Origin of the sequence: Mycobacteroides sp. LB1, from assembly GCF_013449725.1 — a bacterium.
Taxonomy (GTDB): Bacteria; Actinomycetota; Actinomycetes; order Mycobacteriales; family Mycobacteriaceae; genus Mycobacterium.
Genome location: NZ_JACCFF010000001.1, coordinates 895708 through 921345 on the forward strand (window position 1 = coordinate 895708; position 25638 = coordinate 921345).

The 25638-nt window shown below is 64.7% G+C and carries 1 protein-coding gene (only partly in view); it reads right to left on the reverse strand.

The genetic code is table 11. The features are described from left to right. Nucleotides 1-25638, reverse strand: partial view of a non-ribosomal peptide synthase/polyketide synthase gene (locus MLB1_RS04595; protein ID WP_180748504.1) — the 3' portion only. The gene runs 5457 nt beyond the window's last position; the window shows 25638 of its 31095 coding nt (coding positions 5458-31095); its start codon lies beyond the right edge, outside the window; its stop codon occupies nt 1-3.

Here is a 25638-nt window from a genome sequence, read left to right on the forward strand (position 1 = left end):
TCACGGCTTTAGTAGGTGCCAAAGTCGTTGCCCATACATGCCGGCGGATTCGTTGGTCAGCATCTCATCGTGTGTGCAGTCAATCGATTCGACGATCACCGTGCGGGAGGCATGCGGCGCCCAGGATTGCGACAGGAATAACCTGCGATCGGCCCGACTCCGCTCTGCCGAGAATATGGTCACGTCACCCTCAAACACACCTGGCCGGTGAATTCGGTATCGCGCTATGTTCTTATCGGCATTTTCAACGAGCAAGTCGAATACTTGTTTGGATTGAGCAAAATCGGATAGTCCTGATTCCCGAAGTAGCTCTGCTATCTGCTCGTTATTCTGCGACTCATACTTGTCGGACACCTCCGATATAACGGCGTCATCGATCACGGGTTGCGCATCGAGAAGGACGAGGCGTGAGATTACGCGTCCGCGCCGCTGAAGCTCGATGGCGACTTCGTGAGCGACCACCCCTCCGAAAGACCAGCCAAGAAGGTTGTAGGGCCCCGCAGGAAACGCCTCTTCAATCCTGTCTGCGTAGACCATCGCCATCTCGTGGATTGACGAAAGTTGTTCGGGTACTTGTTGAATTCCGATGATCGGGCAGTCCAGATAATTACCAAAAACGTGATATGGCCAGCTCATACCTCCCGCAGGATGAATGCAGAACAGCGGAACACCGGATCCTTCGTGCAAGGTCTGAACGGGAACTATTACCGGCACATGGCCGGCGGCCACTCTCAGCCGCTGACTCAAGCTTCTGACGGTGGGCGCCTCGAATACGACGGGCACCGGAAGATCAGTATCGAGCGCGGTGTTGATCGCGGCGACCAGGCGCATCGCTGAAATGCTGTCGCCACCAAGGTAGAAGAAGGAATCCTCGACCCCAACACGTTCGACACCAAGAACGCGGGCGTAGATACCCGCCAGGATCTCCTCCGTGGGGCCTTTCGGCGCGCGGTACTGACCGGTGATGTATTCGGGTGCCGGTAGGGCGCGAATGTCGAGCTTGCCGTTGACCGTCAACGGCAATGCCTCGAGGCCTACCACCGCAGCCGGGACCATATACGCCGGCAACCGTGCACCCAGTTGGGCGCGAACCTCTGCCGGATCCGCCGACCCGGTGACATAACCCACCAACCGCTTGCCCGCGGGTAGGTCTTCGCGGGCGATCACAACCGCCTGCTCCACCCCGTCCAATTCTGCTAGCGCAGACTGGATTTCGCCGAGTTCGATGCGGTATCCACGGATCTTGACCTGTTCATCGGCGCGGCCCATGTATTGCAGCTGCCCATCGGCGCGCCAGCGCACCACGTCTCCGGTGCGATACATCCGCGAGTCGGATTCCCCAAACGGGCACGCCACAAATCGCGATGCGGTCAACCCGGACCGATGCACGTACCCGGGCCCCACGCCGCGGCCCGCCACATACAACTCGCCGACAACGCCGGCCGGTACCGGCCGCAACCACCCATCCAGCACAAACAACGCCGTACCCGGCACCGGTGACCCGATGGGCACCACACCCGCCCCCGCGGCCAATCCCGCACTCACCGAGGCACATATCGTGGTCTCAGTGGGGCCGTAGGCATTGATCATCACCCGCCCCGGCGCCCATCGGTCTACCAAATCCGACGGGCAAGACTCCGCGCCGATCACCAACGCCACCGACTCCAGCCCCTCCGAAGAGAGCGCGCCCGCCGCCGACGGGGTCTGACAAAGTACGCCGACCTTTTCGGCTATCAGTAAGGCGTGGAAGTCTTCCGGCGAATGCACCACCGAGTCGGGCACCACCACCAGCCGCCCACCTCGCAGCAACGCACCCCAGATCTCCCACACCGAAAAGTCAAAGGAATACGAATGACTCTGCGACCAGACCCCCTCGTCCGGCAGACCAGCATCCAGCGACTCCAATAGCTGAGTCAGGTTATGATGAGTTATCGCAACACCTTTGGGGACTCCTGTAGTGCCTGAGGTATAGATCAAGTACGCAACATCATCCGGATCCGGCCACGGCAGCGGCGTGCCGGGTTGGATGTATACGGCGAGATCGTCGATATCGATAATCACCTTGTCCTGACCGTCCAGGTCATGACGGTCCAGCCGAGACCGGAGATCCAGCGAGGTGATCACCGCCACCGGCGCGGCATCGGCAAGCATGAACCCAATCCGCTCCGCCGGCAACGCCTCGTCGATGGGCAGATACGCCGCTCCGGTTTTCAGTACCGCCAACATCGCCGCGATCGCCTTAGCCGATCGCGACAGCAAAAGCGCCACAGTCTGCCCCGGGCCGACACCACGATCAATGAGCAAGTGTGCCAAACGATTCGACGCCCCATCGAGCTCACGGTAGGTCACCGATCGGCCCTCGAACCTCACCGCCACCGCATCCGGGATTCGGGCCACGTGCTGAGCGAATAGTCCCGGAACAGACATATGCGCACTCCCCGGCCGGGTCAACACCGCCCGGTTCCCAACCTCATCCAGACGAGCATGTTCAGCGTCATCGAGCAGATCCAGTGACGACAGCTGGCGTCCCGGGTCTGTGGTCATCACCTCTAGCGCTCGCTGCAGACGATCGATCACCGATTCGATGCTGTCCGAGTCGAGGACATCGGTGTCGTACTCGACTCGGAGTCTCAGCTCGCGCCCGGGCTGTGCTTGCACCGTCAATGGGTAATGGGTGGATTCCCGACTGATGACATCGGTGATGGCGAACTCCTGGTCGGCCAGCGCCACCCCGGTATCGGTCGGATAGTTCTCAAAGGCGAAGAGTGTGTCGAAGAGTTGATCGTGGCCGGTGACGCGATGGATCTCGTTGAGTATGAGGTGCTGGTGCTCCAATGTGCGGTTGTATGCACCCTGGAGCTGGGCCAGTAGGTCGCCGGTGGTTGTTGTCGCGGTGATATTGGCACGCACCGGCACCGTGTTGATCAACAGTCCGACCATCGATTCCGCGCCCGGCACCTCGGCCGGCCTACCGGAGACCGTGGTACCGAAGGCGATATCGCTCTGCCCGGTCAGCGAGGTCAGCACGAGCGCCCAGGCTGCCTGCAACACCGTGTTGACGGTCGTTCGAGACGAACGTGCCAGCGCGCCGACGGACTGGATGGTCTCGGCGGGTATCTCGAAAGATCGAACGCCCCGCGCGCCCCTTCCCAATCTGCGCTGCGGGTTCACCAGGGTGGGGGTGTCAAAGTCCGCGAACACCTCACCCCAGGCCGCCCGTGCGGCATCGACATCACGTGCGGCCAGCCAGGACACAAAGCTGCGGTAGGGCGCCGCCACGGGTAACCGCTGTCCGTAATAGCCGGCGAATATCTCACCCAGCAGGATCGGCATCGACCAACCATCGAGGACGATGTGATGGTTGGTGAGCACGAGCCGATGCCGGTCGGCTGCGATACGAATCAACGCGACCCTGAACGCCGGTTGGTCGGCCAGATCGCACACCGCGGCGCGCTCTGCCGCGCACACCTGTTGAACCTGCCCATCGATATCGAGGCCGATATCGCCGACGAGATCAACCAAGCGCCAAGCCATTACAGGATCCGCCGGGATGATCTGCACCGGCTCGTCGAACTGGTCACAGAATCGGGCCACCAGATTGGGGTGGCGGGCGGTGACTGCCTGTATCGCGGTGCGCAGGCGACGCTGGTCGAGCGGACCGCTCAGCCCGATGTCCATCTGCACCGCGTACAGATCGCCGCTGCCCCGCACGGCGTTGGCGTGGAAGAGCAGCCCCTGCTGCAGGGGTGTCAACGGCAAAACGTCAGCGATTCGGTACCGCCGCGCGAGATCGTCGATCTGGTGCTGTCCGAGGCGGGCCGGTGCGATATCCGATGGCGTCAACCCGCCCCCGCCCGAGCGCACAAGCGTGCAGATACCGGCCAGCGCCTCGAACCACAACCGGCTCAGCCGCCGTACCTGACCTTCGTCGAGAACCGAAGGTGCCCATGTCCAGTCGACGTGTAGGTGCGGGCCGTCCTTGGTATCGATGGTGACCGCATTGATATCAAGAGAGTGCATCAGTGGCATCGGTATCGCCATGGCCGCATCGACGAACGATGCTCCGTCCCGGCATATCCGCCAGCCCTCGCCGGCCAAGTCGGTTCCCGATGTGCCCTGACGGCCAAAGTAGTTGAATCCGATCGTCGGGTCCGCTCCCTCCAGGTCGACGTCGGCGTTCAGATAGCGCAGCGCCCCGTAGGTCAGACCATCGGGGTGCGCGCGAAGCTGCTCCTTCGCGTCCTTGATCACCGCCCCGAGTGCTGCCTCACCCGCACCGACCTGCGTCCAATCCAACCTGGAAACCAACAGCGACACTGGATATTTGGTGGTGAACCACCCCACGGTACGCGACAGATCAACAGCCTCACCCAGTTCTTCAGCGCGCCCATGCCCCTCGATATCGATGCCGATCGCGGCACCGTTGTTGCCAGAAAATTCCGCCACCGCCAAAGCCAAAGCAATCAACAGAATCTCTTGTATCCGAGCATGAAACGCTATGGGCACCTCAGCCAGAAGCGCCGGGATCGTCTCGAGATCATCGAATGTGACCGACAAGCGACCGGCGTTGGCATAGGTATCGATAGCGGGTTGCCCCGCAGGGAATACCGCCGGCGTGGCCGCGACCCGTTGCCAAACCTTATTCTGGGCCACAACTTCCGGCGTACGTGCGTGCTCGCCGAGAAGCTCGGCCCAGCGCGCGAATGACATTCCACCCGCGGGCAACACCACCGGGCGCCCATCACGAAGCTGGGACCACGCGATGTTCAAGTCCTCCACCAGAATCAGCCAGGACACCGCATCGACGGCCAGATGGTGGATGATCACCACCAGCTCACCGGTGGCCTCGCTCCACAGCGCACTGAGCATCACACCGCGCTGCGGGTTCAACCGCGACCGCGCCTGTACCACCGCCTCTTCGGTCAACTCATCGACCGACTGTAGACAGTCGTGAGCATCCACCGAACCCACCTCGGGCACCGAGAGCGACGAGGCGGGTTCGTCACGGCCAACACGGAGCCGCAACATGGCATGACGATTCAACAAGGCCTGCAACACGATCGCCACGTCGGCAGCGCCAACCCCGGCCGGGGCCTGCACGACCATCGTCTGATTAAACTGATCCACCGGGCCGTTCACGCCCTGTAACCAATGCATGATCGGAGTCGCGTTCAGCTTCCCGACGCCCTCATCGATCGGCCTATCCGAACCGTCCGCGATCGCGACGACTCGAGCGAGCCGAGCGACGGTCTGTTCGACGAAGATGTCCCGCGGCCGACATGTCAAGCCGGCGGCGCGTGCTCGCGCGACCACCTGCATCGACAAGATGCTGTCCCCGCCGAGCTCGAAGAACGACTCGTCCGTGCTGACCTGTCCAAGCCCGAGGACCTGGGCGTAGATGCCGGCCAGGAGCTCCTCGACGGGGCTTTCCGGGGCGCGGTACTCGCCGACGCGGTACTCGGGAGCGGGCAGAGCTCGTTTGTCGAGCTTGCCGTTGGGAGTGAGTGGCAGGGCATCGAGCGCCACCACTGCGGCGGGAATCATGTAAATCGGCAGCCTCTCAGACAGGGCGGCGCGCGCCTCGTCCGAGCGCGCCGTTCCCGTGATGTAGCCGACAAGCCGTTTGTCACCTGGGCGGTCCTCGCGGGCGATCACCACCGCCGCCTCTACTCCGTCCAGATTCGCCAGGGCAGACTGGATTTCGCCGAGCTCGATGCGGTACCCGCGGATTTTGACCTGTTCGTCGGTGCGGCCCAGATAGTCCAGTTGCCCGTCCACGCGCCAGCGCACCAGATCCCCGGTGCGATACATGCGCATCCCGGCTCCGCCGAACGGGCACGCCACGAATCGCGAGGCCGTCAACCCGGCACGACGCCAATACCCGACTCCCACACCCGCCCCTGCCACATACAGCTCGCCGACCACTCCGGCCGGCGCCGGGCACAACGATCTGTCCAGCACGAACAACGCCGCACCTGGTACCGGCGACCCGATCGGCGCGCCATGGGCTCCCGCCGACTCCGCTTGCAGGGACGCGCTGACAGCCGCATAAATGGTGGCCTCTGTGGGCCCGTAGGCGTTGACCATCACCCGTCCCGGACCCCAGCGGTCCATAAGCTCCGCGGGACACGCCTCACCGGCGACTACCAAGGCCACCGACTCCAAGCCCTCGGTGGTGAGCATTCCCGCTGCGGAAGGGGTTTGACTCAAGACGCTGACCCGTTCAGCCACAAGTAGGGCGTGGAACTCCTCGGCCGAGCGTGCCACCTCCTCGGGCACCACCACCAGCCGCCCACCGTGCAACAGCGCGCCGAAGATCTCCGCCACCGACACGTCGAACGCCAACGAGTGCCACTGCGACCACACCCCAGTGTGGGGCAGCCGCACACTGGTCGATGCCAACAGCTGGGTCACATTCTGGTGGGTGACCGCAACGCCTTTGGGCACACCGGTGGTGCCCGAGGTGTAGATCAAATACGCGATGTCATCCGGCGCCGGTGCGGGTAGATCGGTGCAGGGCTGCATGCCCACGGCGGGATCGTCGACGTTCATGACCGCCACGCCATGGCCGTCGAGCCGGTCCGCCAGATCAGCATTGCTGAGCACCGCTACCGGCCCCGCATCCTCGAGCATGAATGCGATGCGGGAAGTTGGCAGCGCCGGGTCGATCGGCAAATACGACGCCCCTGTCTTCAGCACCGCGAGGATCGCCACGATGGCCTCGGCTGAACGCGGCAACATCAATGCCGCGCAACGTCCCGGGCCCGACCCGTGGCGAACAAGCCAGTGCGCCAATCGGTTCGATGCCTCGTCGAGCTGACGGTAGGTCATGGACCGGCCCTGGTGGGTCACGGCCACCGAAGACGGGGTGCGGGTCGCCTGTTCGGCAAAGAGCGCCGAGATCGACACCGAGATCGAGGGTTCGGCCAACACGGCCCGATTCCCGATCTCATCCAGCCGGGCGTGTTCAGATTCGTCGAGCAGATCCACCGAGGACAACACCCGCGTGGGATCTACTGTCAGGGCCATCAGTACCCGCTGCAGACGATCGGTGAGCAGCTGGATTCCAGCAGGGTCGAAGACGTCGGTGCGATATTCCACCCTGCCGCCGATTCCGGCGGGATCGCCATTCTCACTCCACCGTTCGGATAGCGAGAATGTCAGATCCATCCGAGCCGACTGGGTGTCCGTCGGTAGCGGGGTGACCTGAACGTCTCCCAGAGAGAGCCCAGCAGCCGGATCGGCGGAGTTCCCCGGGAGATTCTGCCAGGCCAACATCACCTGAACCAGCGGATGATGACCGAGCGATCGGGTTGGGTTGAGCCGCTCCACCAGCAATTCGAAAGGCACATCTTGGTTCTCGAAGGCAGCCAGACTGCGCTGGCGCACCTGGGCAAGCAGCTCGATGAAGGTCGGGTCCCCGGCCATATCGACGCGGAGCACCAAGGTGTTGACGAAGAATCCGACCAGTTCGTCGAGCACGGGATCACGCCGCCCGGCGATCGGAAAACCCACCGCGACATCGTCACCGGCGCTGATCTTCGAAAGCAGCACTGCCAGAGCGGTCTGTATCACCATGAAGTTGGTCGCATTGTGGTCGCGAGCCACGCGAGCGACCCGTTGCTGCAGCTCGGCCGGCCAGCTGATCTCCACCGTGGCACCGCGCTGATCAGCCACGAGCGGGTAGGGCCGGTCGGTAGGCAGCTGCAACCGGTCGGGCATACCCGCCAGGGCCTCTTCCCAATAGGCAAGCTGCGCGGCCATCCGGCTGCCGCGGTCGTCGATCTCACCGAACTGAGCACGCTGCCACAAGGTGTAATCGACATACTGCACCGCCAGTGGCTCCCAGTCCGGGGCCTGTCCTACACACCGACCTGCGTACGCCACCCCGACATCGCGCACCAGCGGGGTGAACGACCAACCATCGGCCGCGATGTGGTGCACCACCGCCGCCAGCACATGTTCGTCCTCGGCGATACGGAAAAGCCGGGCCCGCAACGGAATCTCGGACTCCAGAGCAAACGCGTGGGAGGCCACCTTGCCGACCGCTTCACTCAGCCTGCTGGCAGACCACCCAGTGGCATCAACGGCCTCCCAACCGAAATCGGCGCGATCGACCGGGATCACCACCTGTTGTGGAGTTCCGCCTGGCGCGGCGAACAAGGTACGCAGGCTCTCATGGCGGGCCACCACATCGGCGAGCGCAGTGCCCAACGCCTCCGAATCAAGAGGTCCATTCAGGCGCATCGCGGCCGCGATGTTGTAAACCGGTGAGGGCCCCTGCAACTGGTCGACAAGCCACAACCGATTCTGGGAGAACGACAACGGCACCACCGCGGGCCGCGGGCCGGCCACCAACGGTTCCAGACCGCCCGCGCCATCACCGATCCGCGGCGCCAACTGGGCAACTGTGGGCGCCTCGAAAATCGTGCGGACCGGAAGATCGTCATCGAGGGCGGTGTTGATCGCCGCGATCAGGCGCATCGCCGAAATACTGTCGCCGCCAAGGTCGAAGAACGACTCGTCGACTCCAACACGCTGAACACCGAGTACGTGAGCGTAGATACCGGTAAGGATCTCCTCCGTCGGGCTGGTAGGGCCACGGTAGGCACCGGCGGTGTATTCGGGTGCCGGTAAGGCCCGCTTGTCGAGCTTGCCATTGGGTGTGAGCGGCAGTGCCTCCAGCACCACCACCGCCGCCGGCACCATATAGGCGGGCAGCCGCTCGGCCAGCAAGGCACGTACCGCGACCGGATCGGCCGACCCTGTCAGATAACCGACCAACCGTTTCTCGCCGGGACGATCCTCCCGGACGATCACCTCCGCCGCCTCCACCCCATCCAACTCGGCTAGAGCGGATTGGATTTCACCCAGCTCGATGCGATACCCGCGGATCTTGACCTGCTCGTCGGCGCGGCCCACGTAGTGCAGCTGCCCATCGGTATCCCAGCGCACCAGATCTCCGGTGCGATACATCCGTTGTCCTGGCGCTCCCGCGCCGACGAACGGGCAGCCCACAAACCGCGACGCGGTAAGCGGGGCCCGACTCACGTATCCGACCCCGACACCGCGACCCGCCACATACAACTCGCCGATCACTCCGACCGACACCGGCCGCAACCAGCCGTCGAGCACGAACAACGACGCTCCAGGTACCGGGGAGCCGATCGGAGGAGTACCCGAGCCCGAATTCAAGGGCGCACTGATCGACGCAAATATCGTTGTCTCGGTGGGTCCGTAGCCGTTGACCATCGTCCGGCCGGCGGCCCACCGATCCACCAGCTCGGACGGAACGGGTTCCGCACCGACCACCAGCGCCACCGACTCCAACCCTTCCGGAGATAGCATCCGCACCGCCGAAGGAGTCTGGCTGACCACCGTGACCTTCTCGGCGACCAACAAGGCGTGGAAGTCCTTCGGAGAACGGGCCACCGACTCGGGCACCACCACCAGCCGCCCGCCGTGCAGCAGCGCACCCCAGATCTCCCACACCGAAAAGTCGAAGGCGTAGGAATGGACCTGCGCCCACACCTGGTGCGGCGCCAATTCCACGCCGACGGAAGCCGCGTCGAACATTCGAGTCACATTGTCGTGCGTGACTGCCATCCCCTTGGGGACACCCGTCGTGCCCGATGTGTAGATGATGTGCGCAAGATCGTCGGGCACCGGCTCCGTTGGCGCCATGCATGATTGGGTGCGTAAAGCGGGATCCTCGATATCGACGACCGATAGGGTGCACCCGACGAACCGGTCTACCAGCTCCGCCGTAGTGATCACGGCGATCGGTCCAGCATCCTCCACCATGAACTCGACCCGGGCCGGCGGATGCCCAGGATCGATCGGCAGATACGCCGCCCCGGTCTTGAGCACGGCCAGGATCGCGACGATGGCCTCGGCCGAGCGGGGAAACAGCAGTGCGACACACTTTCCCGGACCGGCGCCGTGGCCCATCAGTAAGTGCGCCAACCGGTTTGCTTCCTCATCCAGCTCGCGGTAGGTCATGGACCGGTCCTGAAAGGTGATCGCGACCGCGTCCGGGATGCGGGCCACTTGCTCTCCGAACAGGGTTGGGATCGATACTCCGGTCGCCGACTTCGATAACACCGCTCGGTCGCCCCAACCGTCCAGCTGCGTGTGTTCGGCTTCGTCCAATACATCCATAGACGAGAATCGTCGTTCCGGGTCGGCGGTCATGGCCACCAGCGCCCGCTGGAAGCGCTCGACCAAGGTTTCAATGTGGTCCGGATCGAATACCTCGGTGTCGTATTCGACGCGGAGGCCCAGCTGCGGGCCCGGCTGCGCTTGGAACGTCAGCGGATAGTGCGTGGATTCGCGGCTGCCGATATCGGTGATGGCCAGCTCGTGCTCGCCCGCCAGCGCGGCAGCGTCGATCGGATAGTTCTCGAAGGCGAACAGGGTGTCGAACAGCTTCTCCTGACCGGCAATACGGTGAATCTCGTTGAGCGCCAGGTGCTCATGCTCAAGTGTGTCGTTATGAGTGTTCTGCAACTGTGCCAACAGATCCGCAGTGGTGGTCGTCGCGGTGATATCGGCGCGCACCGGTACGGTGTTGATCATCAGACCAACCATCGATTCGGCGCCCGGCACCTCGGGAGGCCTACCCGAGACCGTGGTCCCGAACACGACATCATGCTGACCGGTCATCCAGCACAAGAGCTGCGCGAAAGCGGCCTGCAACACGACGTTGACGGTCGTGTGATACGAACGCGCGAGCTCACCGACAGCTCGTGAGAGCTCGGCAGACAACTGAACCAATTCGGCTCTTCGCGCTCCGAGCTTGACCCGATCCTGGGGACCTACCAGCGTCGGACTGTCAAAGCCGGCCAGCACCTGACGCCACGCCGCGCGCGCGCCGTCGCGATCCCTGGCGTCGAGCCAGGTGACAAAGCTGCGATAGGGCGCAGGCGGGGATAACCGTTGCCCGTAGTACCCGGCGAATATCTCCCCCAACAGGATTGGCAGTGACCAGCCGTCGAGGACGATGTGATGGTTGGTTAGCACCAGCCGATGCCGATCGGCTGCGGTGCGGATCAACGCCACTCTGAAGGCCGACCGGTTACCCAGATCGCACACCGCGGTGCGCTCGTCGGCGCACAACCGTTGAATCCTGTCATCGACATCGCCGTTGAGCTCGATGTATTCCCAGGGCACTGCGGGATCGGCGGGGATGACCTGAACCGGCTCGTCGAACTGATCGCAGAATCGTGCTACGAGATGCGGATGCCGGGTGATCATCGTCTGCACCGCATCGTGCAGGCGTCCGGCGTCAAGGGGACCGGTCAGGGTGAAATCCAGCTGTCCCGCATACAGATCATCGCTCCCCGCCGCGGTGTTGGCATGGAAGAGCAGGCCCTGCTGTACCGGGGTCAGCGCCAGTATGTCGGCAATCCGGTATCGCCCCGCAAGCTCGTCGATCTGTCGCTGACTCAGACGGGCCGGTGCGATATCCGATGGGGTCAATCCGCCCCCACCGGAGCGCACATGGGCGCAGATTCCGGTCAGGGCCTCGAACCATAGCCCGCTCAGCCGACCGATCTGTGCGCGACCGAGAACAGATGGCGCCCACGTCCAATTGGCGTGTAACCGCGGGCCTGTGTCGGTGTCGATGGTGACCGCGTTGAGTTCCACGGTGTGCAGCAGCGGCATGGATATCGCGGCCGCCGCAGTGGTGGCAGACCCGCCTTGCGGCCCGGGCCGCCACAGCTCCTCGGAGAGTTCTGCCGCACGGCCCTGGCGTCCGAGATAGTTGAACCCGATCGTCGGGTCCGTGCCCTCCAGGTCGACGTCGGTGTTCAGGTAGCGCAGCAATCCATAGGTAAGCGGTTCTGGGAGCGCGCGAAGCTGCTCTTTGGCGTCCTTGATCACCGTGCCCAGTGCGGCCTGCCCGGAGACGATGTGTTCCCAGTCGAGACCGGAAACTGCAAGCGATACCGGATATTTGGTGGTGAACCACCCGACGGTGCGCGACAGGTCGACACCCGCGGCGAGTTCCTCCTGCCGCCCGTGGCCCTCAACGTCGATGCCCACCGCCGTGCCGGTTTCCACAAATTCCGCTGTGGCCAGCGCGAAAGCGATCAAGAGGATCTCGTGTATCCCGGCATGGAACGCCGCGGGCACCTCACCGAGCAGCATGCTGGTGGTCTCGGCGTCCAATTCGGCGGCGTGGTGCCCGGCGGTGACAAAGGTGTCCGTGCCGGGACGCACCGCAGGCAGCGCGGCCGGAGTGCTCGCCACCGCATTCCAGATACCCACTTGGTCAACGATTTCCGAACTGCTCGCCCGCTCGGTCAACAGCGAGGACCATTGAGCGAATGATGTGCCTGCGGCTGGCAATACCACCGGCTGGCCGGCGCGATGCCGCACCCACGCAATGTTCAGGTCCTCCAACAAGATCCGCCAGGACACCGCGTCTACGGCTAGATGGTGGATGATGATCACCAGCTGGCCGGTGGAGGCAACCCATAGCGCACTGAGCATCGCACCGGCCTGCGGGTTCAACCGCGAACGTGCCTGTACTACAGCATCATCGGATAGCTCGTCCACCGACTGCAAGCAGCCGCGAGCATCCACCGATCCCACCTCTGGCACCGTCAACGACCAGCCGTTCTCGCCAGGATCAACGCGCAGGCGCAACATGGCGTGCCGATTCAGCAAGGCCTGCAACACGATCAGCACATCGGCCGCACCGACCCCAGACGGAGCCTGCACCAGCATCGTCTGGTTGAACTCGTCGATCGGGCCCTCGGAGGCCCGCAGCCAGTGCATGATCGGGGTGGCCCACACCGCGCCGACACCCTCATCGATCGGACCTACCGGCCCCTCTGCCACTTCGACCACGCGAGCCAACCGGGCGACGTTCTGTTCGACGAAGATGTCCCGCGGTCGACACGTCAGCCCGGCGGCGCGCGCTCGCGTCACCACCTGCATCGACGAAATGCTGTCCCCGCCAAGCTCGAAGAAGGACTCGTCGACGCTGACCCGTTCAAGCCCGAGGACCTGGGCGTAGATACCGGCCAAGATTTCCTCGACCGCGTTGCCCGGTGCGCGATAGCGGTCCACGTCGTGATAGTTCGGCGCGGGAAGGGCACGGATATCGAGCTTGCTATTGGCTGTCAACGGTAACGCCTCCAACGCCACCACCGCCGCCGGCACCATGTAGGCGGGCAGCAGGTCGGCCAGCGCGGCACGCGCTTCGGCCGGATCCGCGGTGCCGGTGATGTAGCCGACAAGGCGTCTGTCGCCCGGACGGTCTTCGCGGGCGATGACCACCGCTGTCTCTACCCCATCCAGTTCGCTGAGAGCAGACTGGATTTCACCCAGCTCGATGCGATGCCCACGAACCTTGACCTGCTCATCGGCACGGCCCAGATAGTCCAACTGTCCATCGGCGCGCCAGCGCACCAGATCCCCGGTCCGATACATCCGCTGTCCTGGCGCTCCTGTGCCGACGAACGGACAGGCCACGAACCGCGATGCGGTAAGACCACCGCGGCCGATATATCCGCAGCCCACTCCGGCGCCGGCCGCATACAGCTCACCGATCACCCCGACAGGCACCGACCGTAACGACCCGTCCAGCACAAACAATGCTGCGCTCCGGACCGGCGCACCGATCGGAACCACACCCGAGGACCCAGCTTTCAGCGGCGCACTAACCGTCACAGCTATCGTCGTCTCGCTGGGGCCGTAGGCATTGATCATCACCCGGCCCGGCGCCCACCGGTCCACCACCTCGGCCGGACATGCCTCACCGGCCACTATCAGCGATACCGACTCCAATCCCTCACACGAGAGCACCGACACGGCAGACGGGGTCTGAGTCAGCACAGTGACCTTTTCGGCAACCAGTAAGGCGTGGAACTGTTCCGGGGAATGTGTCAGCTCTTCGGGGACCACCACCAGTCGCCCACCACGTAACAGCGGGCAGAAGATCTCCCACGCCGAAATGTCGAACGCCAGCGAGTGACTCTGCGACCACACTTCCGCCGGCAGGAAGCCGAAATCCAGTGTCTCCATCAGCCGAGTCACGTTGCGGTGCGCAATGGCAACGCCTTTCGGTACGCCGGTGGTGCCCGATGTGTATATCAGGTAGGCGATATCATCGGGGTCCGGTACCGGTAGCGGACTGCTCAGCTCGGCACCCAGGGCGGGGTCGTGCACGTCGACGACCGCTGCCTTGTGGCCATAGATCCGGGCGGCCAGCTCGGCGGTGGTTACCGCGGCGACCGGAGCGGCATTCGTGAGCATGAACCCGATCCGATCATCCGGCAGCGCGGGGTCGATCGGCAGATACGCCGCACCGGTCTTTAGCACCGCGAACATCGCCACAATGGCCTCGGCCGAACGCGACAACAACAGCGCCACACACTGCCCCGACCCAACACCTCGACCAATCAGCACGTGTGCCAATCGATTCGATGCCTCATCGAGGTCGCGGTATGTCATGGACCGACCCCCAGAGGTCAGCGCCACCGCATTCGGAATGCGGGCTACCTGCGTGGCGAACAACTCCGGAACCGATACGGGTGCACCCAGCAGCTCCGTCAACACTGCCCGGTTCCCGATCGCGTCCAGGTGCGTGTGCTCGGCATCGTCGAGCACGTCCACCGACGACAACCGCCGGGCCGGCTCGGCGGTCATGTCCAGCAACACCCGTTGCAACCGTCCCACCAACGCCTCGATGGTTCGCGCGTCGAACACATCGGTACGGAACTCCACCGTCCCACCGATCCCGGCGGGATCACCGGCATCACTCCAGCGTTCGCCGAGCGATATCACCAAATCCATTCGTGCGGTGTGAGTATCGACTGGTAGCGGCGTGACGAGAACATCCCCCAGGGACAGCCCGGCCGCGGGATCATCGTGTCCGGCGAAGTTCTGCCAGGCCAACGTCACCTGCACCAGTGGGTGATGCGTCAGTGACCGGGTCGGGTTGAGCCGCTCCACCAACACCTCGAACGGCACGTCCTGATGCTCGAAAGCCGCCAGGCTCCGCCGCCGCACCTGCGTCAGTAGCTCGGTAAATGTCGGATCTCCCGCGACGTCAACCCGCAGCACCAAGGTGTTGACGAAGAACCCGACCAGTTCATCGAGCGTGGGATCGCGCCGGCCTGCGATCGGAAAACCCACCGCCACCTCGGGATTGGTTCCGATCTTCGACAACAGCACCGCCAGCGCGGCCTGCATCACCATGAAACTGGTCGCATTGTGCTCACGGGCCGCCCGAGCGACCTGCTGTTGCAACTCCGCCGACCAATCCACCTCGACCGTGGCACCACACTGATCCGCGACCAGCGGGTACGGCCGGTCGATGGGCAGCTGTAGACGCTCCGGTATTCCGGCCAGGGCATCCTGCCAGTAGGCCAGCTGGGCACCGATCGGGCTGGCGGCGTCGTCGAGATCTCCGAACTGCGCGCGCTGCCACAAGGTGTAGTCGACATATTGGACCGCCAACGGCGCCCAGCCAGGAGGGCAACCGACGCACCGGCTTGCATAGGCCGCCCCTAGATCACGAACCAGCGGGGTGATCGACATCCCGTCCGCGGCGATGTGATGCACCACGGCCACCAGCATGTGTTCGTCTTTGGCGATACGGAAAAGCTTCGCCCGCAGCGGTATCTCGTTTTCGAGATCGAAGGTATGGTGCGCCACAAGACCTATGGCCTCGCTGAGCCGGTCGGCCGCCCAGCCGCCGACATCGACAACACTCCAACCGAAGTCGACCAACTCAGCCGACACCACGACCTGCCGCGGTGTCCCCTCGGGTGCCGTGAAGAGGGTGCGCAGGCTCTCGTGCCGGGACACCACATCGGCAAGCGCCGTACCCAACGCATCGGCATCAAGAGGTCCATCCAGCCGCAACGTCACGGCCATGTTGTAGACCGGTGAGGGTCCGTTCAACTGATCCAGGAACCATAATCGGTTCTGCGCGAACGACAACGGCACCACCGCGGGCCGCTCCCACGACACCACCGGCTCCGGTCCCGCCACACCTTCACCGATCCGCGGAGCCAACTGCGCGACGGTGGGCGCTTCGAAAACGGTGCGGACCGCAAGACCAACGCCCAGGCAGTTGTTGATCGCGGCGATCAGACGCATTGCCGAAATACTGTCGCCACCAAGATCGAAGAACGAGTCGTCGACCCCGACGCGCTCGACGCCGAGAACCTGGGCGTAGATACCTGTGAGGATCTCCTCGGCGGGGCCTTCCGGCGGACGGTACTCGCCAGCGGTGTATTCGGGTGCCGGTAGGGCACGGGTGTCGAGTTTGCCGTTCGGTGTGCGCGGTAGCGCATCCAGCACCACTACCACGGCCGGAACCATATAGGCAGGCAGCCTCACCGCCAGCGCAGTACGCACCTCGGCCGGATCGGCCGTTCCGGTGATGTAGCCGACCAGTCTCCTGCCACCGGCCTGGTCCTCGCGGGCGATCACGACCGCGTTCTCGACGCCGTCCAAACCGGTGAGCGCGGACTGAATTTCACCGAGCTCGATGCGATACCCCCGGATCTTGACCTGCTCGTCGGCACGGCCCAGGTAGTCGAGCTGACCATCCGCACGCCAACGCACCAGGTCTCCGGTGCGATACATCCGATCGCCCAATTTTCCGAAGGGGCAGGCCACAAACCGCGACGTCGTCAGACCGGCGCGGCCGATATATCCCACCGCCACCCCGTGGCCGGCCACGTACAACTCGCCGACCACCCCGGCCGGTACCTGCCGCAGTGACTCGTCCAGCACCAGTAGTGCTGCCCCCGGCACCGGGAATCCGATAGGCGGGGCACCCGACTCCGCTATCAGGGGCGCGCTGATCGCCACACACATAGCCGTCTCGGTCGGACCGTAGGCATTGACCATCATCCGTCCCGGTGCCCACCGATCCACCACTTCCGTCGGGCAGGCTTCACCGGCCATCACCAGCGATACCGACTCCAACCCCTCCCGAGACAGCACCGCCGCCGCGGACGGCGTCTGCGTCAACACGCTGACCTCGTGAGCAACGAGCGCGGCGTGGAAGTCCTTCGGCGAGCGGGCCACCGGATCGGGCACCACCACCACCCGCCCACCACGGAGCAACGCACCAAAGATCTCCCACACCGAGGCGTCGAATGCCAACGAGTGACTGTGCGACCAGACCCCCGCCGACGGTAGGCCCGCACCTAGGTGTTCCAGCAGCTGCGTCACATTACGATGAGTAACTGCAACGCCTTTAGGTATACCGGTAGTGCCCGAGGTGTAGATCAGATAGGCAACGTCGGCGGCGTCCGGCGTCGGCAGCACTGTGCCGGGTTGACCGTCGATCTGGGGATCGTTGATATCGACAACCACCACGTCGTGTCCGTCCAGACGGTCGGCCAGGGCGGCGGTGCTGATCGCCGCCGTCGGTGCGGCGTCGGCGAGTATGAACCCGATCCGCTCCGTCGGCAATGCCGGGTCGATCGGCAGGTACGTCGCCCCGGTTTTCAGTACCCCGAGGATCGCGGCGATGGCCTCGGCCGAACGCGTCAACACCAGCGCCACCCGATCGCCGGGTCGGACTCCTTGACCGATAAGGAAGTGCGCCAATCGGTTCGAAGCCTCATCCAGCTCGCGATACGTCATCGCCCGGCCCTCACCCACCACTGCCGCCTCGCCCGGGGTGTGGGCCACCTGCACGGCGAACAATGCCGGGATCGACGGCAGCACGGGCACCGGTCGCGTCAGCGCCGTTCGGTTGCCCAGTCTGTCCAGCCGAACACGTTCGGCCTCGTCGAGCAGATCGACCGAGGACAACCGGCGACCCGGGTCTGCGGTCATCGCCGCCAACACCCGCTGCAACCGTCCGATCAACGTCTCGATAGTCGGCACGTCGAACACGTCGGTGCGGAACTCCACGTGTCCGCCAATCCCAGCGGGATCACCGGCTCCGTTCCAGCGTTCCGCCAGCGCGAATACCACATCCATACGGGCCGAATGGGTCTCCAGCGGTACGGATGTAACCTCAAGGCCCTCCAACGCCAGACCGGCGGCCGGATCATCGTGCCCGGCGAAGTTCTGCCAGGCCAACATCGTCTGAACCAGCGGGTGATGGGTGAGGCTCCGGGCGGGGTTGAGGCGCTCCACCAGCACCTCGAACGGTACGTCCTGATGCTCAAAGGCCGCCAGACTGCGCGCCTGAACCCGGGCCAACAGTTCCGCGAAGGTGGGGTCTCCGGCCAGATCGACCCGCAACACCAGGGTGTTGACGAAGAAGCCCACCAGCTCATCGAGTGCGGGGTCTCGTCGCCCCGCAATCGGAAATCCCACTGCCACATCGTTGTTAGCGCCGATCTTCGAGAGCAGCACCGCGAGAGCGGCCTGCACCACCATGAAGCTGGTCGCATTGTGCTCGCGCGCCAGCCGCCGAACCTGCTGTTGCAACTCCGCCGGCCAGTCCACCGGCACCGTGGCACCGCGCTGATCGGCCACCGGCGGGTAGGGCCGATCGGTGGGCAGCTGCAGGCGCTCCGGCATTCCGGCTAGGGCGTCCTGCCAGTAGGACAGCTGCGCGCCGATGCGGCTGCCGGTATCGTCGAGATCGCCGAATTGCGCGCGCTGCCACAGGGTGTAGTCGGCGTACTGCACCGACAGCTCGGCCCATCCGGGCGCCTGTCCCGCACGCCTGCGGGCATAGGCAACACACAAATCGGCACTCAATGGAGCCAACGACAGGCCGTCCGCGGCGATATGATGCACCACGATCACCAGCACGTGTTCGTCCGGCCCTACGCCGAAAAGCATTGCACGTATCGGTATCTCGGTCGCCAGGTCAAAGCCGTAGAGGGTCGCGGCCTTGACGGCCTCGTCCAGTTGTCCTACCGGCCAGCCGGCGGCATCCACGAAGTCCCAACCGAAATCGGCCGGCTCCGCGGGAATCACAACCTGCTGCGGCATTCCCCCGCACACCGGAAACACGGTGCGCAGACTCTCGTGGCGGCTCACCACATCGGCGAGCGCCGCACCCAACGCGTCGGTATCCAGGTGCCCGCGCAGCCGCAGCGCCGCCGGCATGTTGTAAAGAGGTGAGGGCCCCTGCAGCTGATCGATGAACCACAACCGGTTCTGAGCGAACGACAACGGCATCGCGGCGGGCCGCTCCCCCGCCAACAACGGCTCCAGACCACCAACCCCCATACCGACGCGGGGTGCCAGCTGGGCAATCGTGGGCGCTTCGAAAACGGCGCGCACACCGAGATCAGCTTCCAGTGCAGAGTTGATCGTCGTGATCAATCGCATGGTCGACAGTGAGTCCCCACCCAGATCGAAGAACGAGTCGTCGATCCCCACGCTGTCGATACCAAGCACCTGCGCGTAGATGCCCGCCAAGATCTCCTCTGTTGGATTCGTTGGGGCGCGGTAGTGATCGACGTGTTGATAGTCCGGCGCCGGCAGGGCTCGGATATCAAGCTTTCCGTTGACGGTCACCGGTAGCGCCTCCAGTACCACCACCGCAGCCGGGACCATGTAGGCCGGAAGCCGATCGGCAAGCACGGCACGCGTCTTGGCCGGATCGGCCGACCCGGTGACATACCCCACCAGGCGCTTGTCGCCGGGTTCGTCTTCGCGGGCGATGACCGCTGCCTGCTCTACACCGTCCAAATCGGTAAGCGCAGACTGTATTTCACCAAGCTCAATGCGATAGCCGCGGATCTTCACCTGCTCATCGGCGCGACCCAGGTACCGCAGCTGCCCATCGGGACCCCAGCACACCAGGTCTCCGGTGCGATACATCCTTTGTCCTGGCACTCCCACGGGACAAGCCACAAACCGCGATGCGGTCAGCGCCGAACGTTGCCAATAGCCCGCACCCACCCCGGCACCCGCCAGATACAACTCACCGACCACCCCCGTGGGCATCGGATGCAACCACTCGTCGAGCACGAAGAAGGCCGCCCACGACACCGGTGAGCCGATCGGGGGGAACCCGGACCCCGCCTCCAGCGGCGCGCTCTTGCACGCCCACATCGTGGTTTCGGTAGGGCCGTACACGTTGACCATGACCCGACCGGGTGCCCACCGATCCACCAATTCCGGCGGGCAGGGCTCCGCGCCGATTACCAAGGCCACCGACTCCAGCCCCTCGGGTGAGAGCAGACCCACAGCGGACGGAGTCTGGGTCAGCACCGTCACGCGCTCATCGACCAATAGCGAGTGGAAGTCCGCCGGCGAGCGCGCCACCAAGTCCGGCACTACCACGAGCCGCCCGCCGTGCAGCAGCGCACCCCAGATCTCCCATACCGAGAAATCAAAGGCATAGGAGTGGAATTGCGTCCACACCTGGTGCGGCGCCAACTCCACGCCGATGTCCAGCGCGTCGAACAGCTGGACGACGTTGTACTGAGTAACCACAACACCTTTGGGGACGCCGGTGGTGCCGGAGGTGTAGATGATGTGGGCAAGGTCGTCTGGGGCCGGAGCCTGCGGCGCCATGATGGGCTGGGTTTCCCGAGCCGGGTCGTCGATATCGATGACGAGCACGTCGAACCCGTCCAGCTTGTCCGCCAGCGCCGCCGTGGTGACGGCGGCCCTCGGGGCGGCGTCGGTGAGCATGAATTCGATTCGAGCGGCGGGCAGTGCCGGGTCGATCGGCAGATACGCTGCCCCGGACTTGAGTACCGCCAGGATCGCCACGATGGGCTCGGCAGAACGCGGGAACAGCAACGCCACGAACTCACCCGGGCCGGCTCCACGACTAACCAGTAAGTGCGCCAATTGATTCGCGGACTCATCAAGCTCCCGGTAGGTCATAGACCTGCTGTCGAAGGTCACGGCCACCGCGTCAGGCGTGCGGGCCGCCTGGGCGGCGAACAGCTCCGCCACCGTCGCCGGTTTCGCCGGTCGCGTCAATACCTCCTCGTTGCCCCACCTGGCCAGCCGGGCGTGCTCGGCACCGTCGAGTAGATCCACCGAGGACAAACGCCGTTGCGGCTCGGCGGTGACCCCCGTCAACACGCGCCTCAGCCGTTCGATCAAAGCCTCGATAGTCTCCGCATCGAACACATCGGTACGGAATTCCGCCGTCACCGCAATGCCGGCGCGCTGACCGGCCTCGGTCCAGCGTTCGGCCAGAGACAACGCCAAATCCATGCGGGCGGTGTCGGTGTGTACCGGTATGGGTGTGACCTGTAGATCACCCAGGGTCATCGCGCCGAGCGGACTCTTGTTATGCCCGAAGAAGTTCTCCCAGCCCAACATCACCTGAATCAGCGGATGATGGCTCAGGCTCCGGGCAGGGTTGAGCCGATCCACCAGCAGTTCGAACGGCACATCCTGATGCTCGAAAGCTGCCAGACTGCGCAGCCGCACTTGAGCCAGCAGCTCGGCGAAGGTGGGGTCTCCAGTCACGTCGACCCGAAGGACCAGGGTGTTGACGAAGAACCCGATCAACTCGTCGAGCGCGGGGTCCGGGCGCCCGGCGATCGGAAATCCCACTGCTACATCGGAACTGGTGCCGATCTTGGAGAGCAGCGCGGCAAATGCGGCCTGGACCACCATGAAGCCAGTGGCGTTGTGTTCGCGGGCCACTCGAGAAATCTGCTGCTGCAGCTCGGCCGGCCAATCAACCGCCACCCGAGCACCACGGTGATCGGCGACCGACGGGTAGGGACGGTCGGTCGGCAGCTGCAGGCGCTCCGGCAGCCCCGCCAGGGTGTCCTGCCAGAAGTCCAGCTGTGTGGCAAGACGACTGTCGCCGTCGTCAGCATCACCCAGGTACGCACGCTGCCAGAGCGTGTAGTCGGCGTACTGCACCGACAAAGGCGCCCATTGGGGTACCTGGCGGTCGCAGCGACCGGCATAGGCCAGGCCCAGATCCCGTGCGAACGGAGTGAGCGACCAGCCGTCGGCAGCGATGTGATGCACCACCACAACCAGCACATGCTCATCGGTCGACACGGTAAAAAGCTCAGTGTGAAGCGGACTTTCACTCGCCAGTTCGAACGCGTACCGGGCCGCCGCGTCGATACCCGTACGCAGCCGGCCCTCCGACCAACCAGTGGCATCGACGACCTCGCATGCGAAGCCGGCCCGCTCCGCGGGAATCACCACCTGCCGAGGTGTCCCGTCGACCGCCGCGAACACCGTGCGCAGGCTTTCGTGGCGGGCCACGACATCGGCGAGCGCCGCGCCCAACGCGTCGGTATCCAGGTGCCCGCGCAGCCTCAATGCCACCGCGATGTTGTAGATCGGCGAAGGCCCCTGCAACTGGTCGATGAACCACAACCGGTTCTGAGCGAACGACAACGGGAGCGCCGCCGGCCGCGCCCCCGCCACCAACGGCTCGGGCCGAGGAGCATCCCCGCCGACGAGGCACGCCAGCTCGGCAACCGTAGGCGCCTCGAAGATGACCCTGACCCCGAGATCAGCGCCCAGGGTGGTGTTTACCAAAGAGATCAGACGCATCGCCGACAGCGAGTCGCCACCCAAATCGAAGAACGAATCGTCGACACCAACCCGCTCGAGCCCCAGCACGTGGGCGTAGATCCCGACGAGGATTTCCTCGACCGCACCAACCGGGGCTCGGTAGCGATCACCATCCCGGTACTCCGGCGCCGGCAGGGCCTTGCGGTCGAGCTTCCCCGAGGAGGTCAGCGGCAGTTCCTCAAGCGCCACAATGTAGGTCGGCACCATGTAGTCGGGTAGCCAAGCGCTCAATCGCTCGCGCACGCCGCCGATCTTGGTGTTGGTGCGCGGGTCATTGGCATGGCTGATGCGCTGCTGGGCCCAGACGGAGGGCTGGTAGAGATCGGTCAGCCGCGGGGCCGGAAGCCCGTCGTCTGCGATGAAAACCGCACTAAGACTGCCGAGTTGGGTGCCATAGGTCACCGCGACGTGATATCCGGCGGCCTCGCCGAGGCGATGCAGTTCTTCCGGATCGACGGCCTCGGGACCGGCGGCCGCTTGGGCCAGGGCGTCGACCACGGATAGCCCCGCCGCCAGTGCGGCCTCGACCCTGACATCGTCTATCTGTCCGGCACGGGGAATGTCGGTGACGCGGATGACGGCCGGACGTCGGGACACCAGCTCGTCACGCAGCCCGCGCAGGCTCGCACATCGGGCCCACGTCCAGGTGGACTCGGCGCTCACCGAACGTGCGGGCGTAGGAGTCTTGTGGATGACAACGTCATAGCGGTACCGGCTCAGTTCGTTGTCGGCCCATCCGCGCTTGACTCGGATATCCAGCCCACCCACCGACGGGCAGGAATCCGCCCAGGTGGTGAAAAATTCTGGAGCCAAAAGCAATTCGGTCTCACCGCGCATCGCATGGCGGACTCGGCCGCGGATCTCGGCCGTATCAGCGCCGCCGGAGCGCCCCACCGCGATGGCGGTTTGGAAGGCACCTTGCAGGGCGTGATTGCGGATATCGCCGATGAATACCGCGCCGCCGGGGGCCAACAGATCCATCGCGGTGTCGATGACCTCGGCGAGATACCCCGCATTGGGGAAGTATTGGACAACAGAGTTGAGGACGATGGTGTCGAAGTGGCTGCGCGACAGTCCCTCCGTGACGTGTGCGGGCTGGGCCAGCAGCTCGACTCGATTACGCCACGAGACCTGTAGCTGCTCCAGTGAGCGTGCCAGATTGTCGATCGCCACCGCCGAAAAGTCGGTGGCCACATACTGATCGCACTGCGGAGCGATCTCCGATAGCAGCAATCCCGAACCCGCGCCTATCTCCAGCACACGTTTCGGTCGCAAGGACATGATCCGGTTCACTGTGGCGCAACGCCATTCGACCATCTCCTCGAGCGGGATCGGCTCGCCCGTGTAGCTGCTGTTCCAGCCGCGGAAGTCCATGCCGAAGCTGGACGCGATATCGGCGCCGTACAGGTCGTCGTATAGGTGTTTCCACTCCTCGACATCTCCGGCGTCGTGGTCGGCGACGGTTTGATCGAGAGTCACGTAGGCGACCAGGTGCGAGCCGGCGGCGCCGTCCTGCACGGTGACGGCGGCCTGGGTCACCTGCGGGCAGGCCAGCAGGGTGTTCTCGATCTCCCCCAATTCGATGCGCTGCCCACGCAGTTTGATCTGACCGTCGGCACGGCCCAAATACTCCAGGACTCCGTCGGGAGTCCACCGCACCAGGTCGCCGGTGCGATACATCCGCTGCCCGGCCACACCGAACAGACTCCCAAAAGGATTGGCCACGAACCGCTCCGCGGTCAGCTCAACTCGGCCCAGATAGCCATGTGCCAATGCAGGCCCACTCAGATACAGCTCGCCCACCACCCCTACCGGGACTGGATTGAGCCAGGCGTCGAGCACCAGTGCGCGCACCCCGGCAATCGGGGCGCCGATGCGGACCGGCTGCCCCGCCTTGAGCGGCGCGCAGGTGACCCAGATGGTGGTCTCGCTGGGGCCGTACCCGTTGAACATCCGCCGATCCGGCGCCCAGGCTTCCACCAGCTCCGGAAGACAAGCCTCCCCGACGGCGATCAGCGTGTGCAGCCCATCGAGCCGACCCCGATCCAGCGTCGAGAGCACCGTGGGGGTAAGTATCGCGGCGCTGACCTTCTGCCTGTGCAGCAAGGAAGTCAGCGCCTCCCCGGCATACACCTGCGGCGGGGCGATCACCAATGCCGCTCCCGACCCGGCCGCCAACAACAACTCACCGACTGACGCATCAAAGGTCGGCGAGGCCACCATGAGCACTCGCGCGTCCGCATCCAACCCGAACAGATCGCATTGGGCCGCCGCCCAACCCAGCAGACCCGAGTGACTGAGCGCCACCCCCTTGGGGACACCCGTCGAGCCGGACGTGAAGATCACGTACGCGGTGTCCGCCGCCGTCAGCACCGACAGCCGATCCGCATCCGTGATCGGCTCCGCGGAATACCCGGACACCTCCAGACCGTCGATGCGCAGGACCGGGAGCGACCCGACGGCGGCGACATCGTCAGCGCCGCAGGTCAATACGCATACCGCTCCCGCGGCGTCCAGCACCGAGGCGATCCGCTCGACGGGATGGTCCAGGTCCACCGGCACGTACACACCACCGGCCTTGACCACTGCCCACCACGCGACAACCAGTTCGGTACACCGATCCATCGCCACGCCCACCGCATGCTCCGGGCCCACACCCATGTCGATCATCTTGCGCGCCAACCGATTTGAATACTCGTCGAGCTCACGATACGATATTGTTCGCACACCGTCGAGCACCGCCGGCGCATCCGGGTGGGCCGCTACCGCAGCGGCCAACAGCCGCGGCGTCACCCCGACCGGCGCCGCCGTAGTCGCACCGGACAACCCCGACAACACCCGATCACGCTCAGCGCGATCCAGCAGATCCACCGACGACAGCCGCCGGGTGGGATCCGGAGCCATCGCGACCAGTACCCGCTGCAATCTGTCGACGAGCGCCCCGATGCCGACGGCGTCGAACACGTCGGTGTCGTACTCGACGTGCAGGCCGAGTTCACGGCCGGGCAGGGCTTCCACCGTCAGCGGGTAGTGGTTGTACTCGCGGTTGGTGAACTCGGCTATCGCCAGCCCATCCGCGCCCAGCATCATGCCACTGTCGATGGGATAGTTCTCGTACACGAAAAGCGTGTCGAATAGTTGCTCGTGGCCGGCCACGCGGTGAATCTCGCTGAGCGC